Origin of the sequence: Flavonifractor sp. An100 (genome assembly GCF_002161175.1) — a bacterium.
Classification (GTDB): domain Bacteria; phylum Bacillota; class Clostridia; order Oscillospirales; family Oscillospiraceae; genus Lawsonibacter.
Map to the genome: position 1 here is coordinate 103,939 of NZ_NFMA01000008.1, position 7,093 is coordinate 111,031.

Consider the following 7,093-nt stretch of genomic DNA (forward strand, 5'->3'; position numbering starts at 1 on the left):
ATCTGGCGGGGTTGGCCGGGGGAAAACCGGCCCCGCTCTCTTAAAACACAGTATACCTGTTTTTTCAGAAAGACGCAAGAGGAAAGGAAGGAATATTTCAACAATTTTTCCATGGTTAATATAAAAAACGGCATAGAAGCTGGGCGGTTTGCTGGTTTTTCTGTGCATATATTGATAAAAAGTTGCCTTTTCTTGCTTCGCGGTATTCTAGCCCTCCTCCAGCAGCCGCTGGATATTGCCCCGGGTCAGGCTGCGCCATTGGATGGAGAGGGGAGAGGAGCTAGCTGTGTGCCCCTCCAGCCATTGGAGGTAGACCTCTTGGTCCACCGGGGTGTCTGTGTCCCCGTTCAGATAGTAGAGAAAGCCGCTGCCGCTCACATCCAGGTCCTCTGGGAAGGATGGGAAGTCGGGGTTTTGGTCCGAGACTTCCCGGTCCCAGGCATCCACGCTGCCGGAATATTGGTAGGTGTCTGTTTCAGCCTGATACTGGTATACATCATAGGGCCAAAAACGGTTGGCCCAGCCTTGGTTGTGGCTCCAGGGGGAGAGGGCGGCCCCGTTTTCATAAAAGGTGGGGGTCAGCCCCAGCCGATCTGGGGCCTGGGTTTGGAGATGAAGCGTATCGGTGGCCTCATTATAGTCCAGTACATAGGTCCCCTGGCCGGCAGTGATGGTGGAGAATAGGGAGAGGAGCAGTTCCTCCCGGCCATCCCCGTCCACATCGCAGACGGCAAACTGGTCGGAATAGCCAGAGGCGGGGGCGGAGGTCAGAAGGGGAGCATCCAGCTGTGTGCCGTCCGGGAGCTTTCCCTGGAACAGGAGATCCTCTAATGTCTGCCCATAAGCTGTCCGGGTGGATGTGCTGGCTTGAGAACGGACGGAATCGGGGATAGAAGCCAGGGAAACAAAGCCCACATAGTGCCACTGTTCTCCCATATCCGCTGTGGGGTGATAGGGGTCGTAAGCTGGATTTTTTTCGTACAGATCGAAGCCACCCAGCCCGGGGACCGCCAGGCGGGTAAGCCAGAAGTTCTCGGAGCGCTGCCCCTCCTGGGTGTCGGAGTCAAAGGGATACAGCAGACAGCGGGCCTCCTCCGTGTCGGGCAGCACACCGCAGTCTAGGGCTGCCTGAGGCAGGCTAACCACCCGCTCCAGGTCCCCACCGGAAAAACGGAACAATCCCAGGACGCTGGCAGTCTCATCCCCCTGGTAGGTCATAGAATTGGAGCACAGCAGCCACAGTTCCCCGTCTGCCTCCCAGTAGGAATAGAGCCCCCGGTCGCCGCCCATCACAAAGGAGTCTCCCACAAAATCCTGAGTGTCCGCATCCCATATCCCCAGAACCAGATTGTCCAGCCCGGCCACATGGGGAGCTCCGGCACTCTCCACCAGCATCAGGGTACGGGAGCCCTGGGTGTGGGAGAGCAGGCGAGTTTCGGTCACCCCGTAGAGGTATTCATAGGATTCAATGGCCCGCTGGGCCAGTAAATAGTTCTGTACGGACTCGCTGATGGGCACCGGGTCCCAGCCCTCCTCCGGTTCCTCATCCTCCGCAGCCCACTGACACCACAGGGCGGGGGAGAACTCCATTGTCTCCTCTGGGGGAACCAGGAGCGCATCCCGGTCCGGATGGCTGTACGGGGAGTCATACTGGGCAAAAACTCCGTCCTTCCACTGGTAGAAACGGTTCATCTGGACATCGTGGGAGGAGTTGTGGACCGAAGAGAGATAGAGGGTGACTTGGTCCCCTGCCCCCACCCGGAAGCCGGCCAGGCTGAGTTCCTCCAAGGCCCAGTCGTCTGTGGGATCGGCGGCAATCTCCTCCGACAGCTGGGCGCGCAGAGCGGCCAGGTCGGTGCCCGCCAGATTCCAGGCCTCCTCTTCGGTAACCAGATGCCTGCTGTTCCAGTTGTATACCCAAGAGGACAGCACTGGGTTGGAGCCGATCAGGCCCTGATAAACGCCCAGGCTATCCTGATAGAGAACCAGGCTTAGATAGTCGCCGGACAGGGAGGGATAGCACAGACAGCGGAACCAATCCCCCTGCTGGTTCTGGGGAATCTGCTGGATGGCGGTGCGGTACTGCTGTGCCAGAGCGGCCAGTTCCCCGTTGATGGCCTGTACCGTTTCGTTTTCTTCCCCTTGGGGAAGGGCCAGGGCGGGGACCTCCACATAGTTGCCCAACTGGTCGTAGTATTGCAGGTCCATAACCAGCGTAGGGGAGGAGGTGTCCTTCTGACAGGAGACCAGGGATCCGCACAGGAGGGCCGCTAAAGCCACCAAAGTGATAAACCACACTGGTGGCCGTCCCTTTTTCCATTGTAAAATACTGCGGATGCGCAGCTCGGTCTCCCGGGCAGACCCGGACAGGGGGGTGGAGAAGGGAGAGCGGGGGACGGATAAGAGTTTCATAGGCACCTCCTGGAGGTCAGTCAAACATGCCGTTCAAAGTGATCTGGGTCAGGGTGTCCCCCTGGAAAAAGAAGAGGATGGCCGCCCCAAAGTCGTTGGAGTACTTGGAGTACCACAGGTAGTCCTGCTCGGGATACAGCCCCCAGTAGTCCCTGGAGACGGCTTCGGGATAGGCTGCCAGCACCTCTGCCCGGGTGGCCCCAACCCGGATGCCACGGGGCGTGTAAAGGTCGTCCCGGGTGACGTCTACGGAGTTAAGGGTGTAGCGGTCCGCTGCGGCCTGGTAGTAGCGCAGGGCGGAGAAGCCCTCCACGCTCCAACTCTCCCAGTGGTCGCCCGGGTAGTAGATGGGGGTGTAGCCCTCCAGAATCTGAAGGTCCGGTTCCCCCTCATAGGCGGGGCGGAATAGATCGTACCAATTCCCAGGGCCAATGGGATTGGGGTAGCCGTCCCGGTACAGGCACACCTCCAGGTCCAAGAGATGCCAGTTGACTTGGCGGATGACGTCCTCAATGGCCATGCCGTCAGTGGAGAAGTTGGGCTCGCCCAGAACAGACTGGAAGGAGCCGTCCTGCCCCTGGGAGAGAACGATGAGGGCGGGCTCGGGATAGGGAGACCACTGCCCGTGGGAGTACAAGCTCCGTTGGACGGAGAAGGCCACTCCGGTGGTCTCGTAGAGGATGGCTTCTCCTGCGTAGGCCACGGAATCCAGACGAGTATCCCCTTCCTGGGGCTGGGAGGGCTCCTGGTCCAGCCAGTAGAACCGCTGACTCGGATAGGGCTGCTGGTAGTAGGTCAGAATCAGCGCGTCCCTTTGCTGGAACTGGGAACGTGCTTCTTCCCGGGCTTGATCGCTCAATACCTGTTCCGTTACCTCCTCTAGGGAGCCCACCGCGTAGTCATAGGCGGTGGAAATGGTGCCGGTCTCCTGGTCGAAGAGAATGTGGGCGGCAAAATAGAGACCGTCGTCGGTGTCTGCCCGGGCCAGCAGGGTGTAGGCAGACTGGGAGTCCGCTTGGTTGAGGTATTGGAAGTCATCGGGCGTAAGGGACTGGATGGACCACAGAGCGGAGGTGTTGACGGCGTCCAGAGGATTGTTCTTATCCCGGGTAAACTTCTCCAGCCACACCCGGCTCTGGTACATCACTCCAATGGGCAGTTCATCCTCGGCAGCGGGATAAAACAGTTCGTTGGACTCCGGAGTCCACTGGGGGCCGTCTCCGGTGATTATGGCATAGTCTGTCTGGGTGAAGATATCTACGCCGCCGGGAGCGAGCAGGGCGTGGTGGGACTGCCAGTAGGCGTCATACTCCGCTTTGGAGGAGGAGCCCTCCCCACGGAGGTCCCCCTCCACGGGCCAGCCCCAGACCATGGAATCTCCATTCAGCGCCACCAGTCCGGCTTCTCCGTAGCTGAGCCCCTGGCTGAACCCATTGCAGGTGTAGAGTAGGGAGGGGGAGCCGTCGTAGCGGGTGATGGCGATACAGTGGGGCGGGAGGTTGGAGACGGCCTGATAGAAGGTGCCGCAGGGGGTCAGAGTGTGGCTGTCCACCGCGCCCAGAACCAGTAAATAATGATTCCCCTGCTGGACAGCAGCCGCGCCTAAGGTGTAGCCGTCCTGGGTAATTTGGGCCAGCAGTTGGACAGTGACCGGAGTGCCTTCCGGCGCGTCTGGGAGAGTGGTGTGCTCCAGCAGAAGCTGGGTCAGAGAGTCATCTTGTACTATGGAGGGCTGGGATTGACAGGATACCAGGGAACCGCACAGCAGACAGACCGCCAGCGCCAGCCCCAGCAGCCACATGGGAGGACGTCCCTTTTTCCATTGAAATATGTTGCGCAGTCGCAGCTCGGTCTCCTGTGCCGACCCGGACAGGGGTGTGGAGAAGGGAGAGCGGGGAGGATGGGGAGTACGCATGTCGGACCTCCTTATCAAACATAGGGGTGGAGAGGAATTAGGGGGAGATAATGAAGTCAAAGGGTCTGAACGGTTTTCAGGCGGGAGACGGCGTGGAGAATGGTCTGTCCATAGGCGGTGTGTTCCTCGGGAGGGAGATGGAGCAGAGCCGCTTCGTCGCAGGCAAGCTCGGTGTCCTGTTCCACTGCCCGGCGCATCAGCCACAGGAGGGGGTTGAACCAGTGTACCGCCGAGGCGGCCAGGGCCAGGGCTTTTAGCCAAATATCCCGGCGCCGGTAATGAATGAGCTCGTGGAGCAGGGCGTATTCCAAATCTTTTCCCGCTGTTGCGTCCTGGGGAAGCAGGAGAACCGGACGGACCACCCCGGCCAGCATGGGGACAGGCAGTCCGGGGCAGAGCAGGAGTCCGGGACGGCGGTGCAGAGCCAGCTTGTCCCCCAGGGAGTTGTAGATGCGGAGAATATCAGCCTGCTGAACGGGAGCGGCCCAGCGCTTAAGGTAGCGGAGAAAACGCAAGTGGGAGAGAATGCTCCAGCCCAGCACTGCAATCAGACCCAGCAGCCACACCAGCAAAAGAACATGGGAAAAGGAAACGGCAGCCAAGGGGGAGTCTGAATCAGGAGAAGGAGTAGGTTCCTCGAAGGTGGCAGGGGGCTGGAATGGCTGGCTGGAGGAAGGGGGGTTTCCCTGGCCGGACTGTCCCTGGGACTGGGATGGTTGAGGGGAAGTCTGAGGCAAAATGGGGCGTTCCATAGCTGGGGCGGTGAGCTGGATGGGGGCCTGCTCCATGGATTGCTGGGGTAAAAGCTGTATTGGGATGACCAGGCGCAGACATAGGAGAAGCCAGGCCAGACAGCGCCACCGGGCAGCGTAGCGGGTGCGGGTGAAGCGGGCGACGGCCATGAGAGCCAGGCCAGCCAGAGCGCCGCCCAGAGAGAGGGCGGCCAGGTGGGTCAGGAAATCACTCATGGCTTCCTCCGCTCAGCTCGTCCAGCAGGGAACGCAGCTCCTCCACATCACGCTTGGCCAAGCCGCCCCGGGCCAGAGCGGCCACAAAGTTTCGGGGGGAGCTTCCGTACAGCCGGGAAAGAACACTGTGGCTGTCGAAGGCCAGGTACTCCTCACGCTCCACCAGGGGGGAGTAGCGGTTGCCCTTGCGGTCCCGCTGGACAGAGACAAAGCCCTTGTCCACCAGACGGGTGAGGTAGGTGTTAATGGTGTTAGGGGCCCAGCCAAAGGGGGATAGGGCCTCCTCCAGCGCGGAGCGGGGCGTGTCAGGGCCGGAAGACCAAAGCGCTTTCATTACTTCCAACTCTGTGTCAGGTAAACGTTTCATGGGTAGCCTCCAAGATTACTTCAAATGTAGTTTCTAAGATAATACTACAATTGAAGTCGCTTTGGGTCAAGTTACAATGCAGTTACAGAAAAAGCCGGCTGTCCGAGGACAGCCGGCGGATAAAACGGGGGAGCGTAAACTCCTCGCGGTTAAATTTTGGTAATGTCGTAGGGGGTGGTCTGATAGACGTAATAATTCAGCCAGTTGTTGTAGAACAGCTGGGCAGCGGAGCGCCAGCGCACCACAGGAGGCTGATAGGGATCGTCGTTCTGGAAGTAATGAGCGGGTACGTCGATGTGCAGACCCTTTTTGATGTCCCGGAAATACTCGTTGGCCAGGGTGTCAGGGTCATACTCCGGGTGACCGGTGATAAAGAAGCGGCGGTTGTCCTCGCTCTTCACGGCAAAGACACCGGCTTCCGGGGAGACGGCCAACAGCTCCAGTTCGGGCCGGGCCAGGATATCCTCCAGCTTATTGGCGGTGTAGCGGGAATGGGGGACGTAGAACTCATCGTCGAAGCCCCGGAAGAGGGGAGATTGCTTTTTTACAATGGTATGGGGAAATACGCCAAAGAGCTTTTTCGGCAGCGAGTACTTGGGGATTCCGTAATGGAAATAGAGGCCGGCCTGGGCGCCCCAACAGATATGTAAGGTAGAGTGGACATGGGTGCGGGTCCAGGTCATGATTTCACACAGCTCATCCCAGTAATCCACATCGGTAAAGTCCAGGTTTTCCACCGGGGCCCCGGTGATGATCATGCCGTCGTACTTCCGGTCCTTGATCTGAGAGAAGGTCGTATAAAAGGAAGAGAGGTGATCGGCATCGGTATTCTGAGAGACATGGCTGGAAGTGTGCAGCAGCTCCACCTGAACCTGAAGCGGGGTGTTGGACAGCTTCCGCAGCAGCTGGGTCTCGGTGACGATCTTGGTGGGCATCAGATTGAGGATGAGTAGATTCAGCGGGCGCATGTCCTGATGAATGGCCCGGTATTCGGTCATGACAAAGATGTTTTCACTCTCCAAAGTGGCGCGGGCAGGGAGAGAGTCTGGGATTTTAATGGGCATCGGAATCCCTCCTATTATAATAAGAATTTTAACTGTTATCAGAGTAGCACAAGTAATGTCTCTGTGCAAGTGGGAGTTCTGCGGAAGAATGTCCACAATAGATGGACAGAAATGCATAAATCCGGAAAAACGGGACAGAATGAAAAAAAGAGGAAGAAAATTGAAAAAAGGTATTGACAACCACCGCAGCTTTTGATAATATAAGCGAGCGCTTTGCGACGGGGCAAAAAAAGTCGAAAGCGCAAGGGTCACAACGCCAGACAGCGAATGAAAGAGCTGAAAAAAGTTTGAAAAAACTTGAAAGAAGTTCTTGACAAAGGCTGGATGAAGTGATAAAATTAAAATCCGCCGCGGCACAAAAGATGTG

The 7,093-nt window shown here is 58.3% G+C and carries 6 protein-coding genes; 1 reads left to right on the forward strand and 5 read right to left on the reverse strand.

All coding sequences use genetic code 11. From position 1 onward, the window contains the following. Window positions 1–207 precede the first annotated feature (207 nt). The 5 genes from B5E43_RS06685 to metA all read right to left on the reverse strand — a co-directional run bounded on the left by B5E43_RS06685 (window position 208) and on the right by metA (window position 6,726). Window positions 208–2,412: a hypothetical protein gene (locus B5E43_RS06685; protein ID WP_087394846.1), complete on the reverse strand. Its 2,205-nt coding sequence runs from the start codon at window positions 2,410–2,412 to the stop codon at window positions 208–210. A 16-nt stretch (window positions 2,413–2,428) separates the two neighbouring features. Beyond that, the gene (locus B5E43_RS06690; RefSeq protein WP_087394848.1) at window positions 2,429–4,327 is read right to left on the reverse strand and encodes a hypothetical protein; all 1,899 of its coding nucleotides are present in this window, start codon (window positions 4,325–4,327) and stop codon (window positions 2,429–2,431) included. A 56-nt stretch (window positions 4,328–4,383) separates the two neighbouring features. Next, a complete protein-coding gene (locus B5E43_RS06695) occupies window positions 4,384–5,295 on the reverse strand; it encodes a M56 family metallopeptidase (RefSeq protein ID WP_087394850.1) in 912 nt (303 codons plus the stop codon). Next, window positions 5,288–5,662, reverse strand: a complete 375-nt coding sequence (locus B5E43_RS06700) for a BlaI/MecI/CopY family transcriptional regulator (protein WP_087394851.1) — start codon at window positions 5,660–5,662, stop codon at window positions 5,288–5,290. The genes B5E43_RS06695 and B5E43_RS06700 overlap by 8 nt, the downstream gene beginning before the upstream one ends. 149 nt (window positions 5,663–5,811) lie before the next feature. Beyond that, entirely contained in the window at window positions 5,812–6,726 is a 915-nt protein-coding gene (gene metA, locus B5E43_RS06705) for a homoserine O-succinyltransferase (protein ID WP_087394854.1), read from the reverse strand. Between the two features lie 173 nt (window positions 6,727–6,899). Between metA and B5E43_RS15085 the strand changes: the two genes are divergently transcribed. Then, entirely contained in the window at window positions 6,900–7,040 is a 141-nt protein-coding gene (locus B5E43_RS15085) for a hypothetical protein (protein ID WP_158098987.1), read from the forward strand. Window positions 7,041–7,093: the final 53 nt, after the last annotated feature.

Coding starts and splice junctions, on each gene's coding strand:
- B5E43_RS06695 (WP_087394850.1), bottom strand. CDS start 5,295: ATGAGTGATTTCCTGACCCACCTGGCCGCCCTCTCTCTGGGCGGCGCT.
- metA (WP_087394854.1), bottom strand. CDS start 6,726: ATGCCCATTAAAATCCCAGACTCTCTCCCTGCCCGCGCCACTTTGGAG.
- B5E43_RS06690 (WP_087394848.1), bottom strand. CDS start 4,327: ATGCGTACTCCCCATCCTCCCCGCTCTCCCTTCTCCACACCCCTGTCC.
- B5E43_RS06685 (WP_087394846.1), bottom strand. CDS start 2,412: ATGAAACTCTTATCCGTCCCCCGCTCTCCCTTCTCCACCCCCCTGTCC.
- B5E43_RS06700 (WP_087394851.1), bottom strand. CDS start 5,662: ATGAAACGTTTACCTGACACAGAGTTGGAAGTAATGAAAGCGCTTTGG.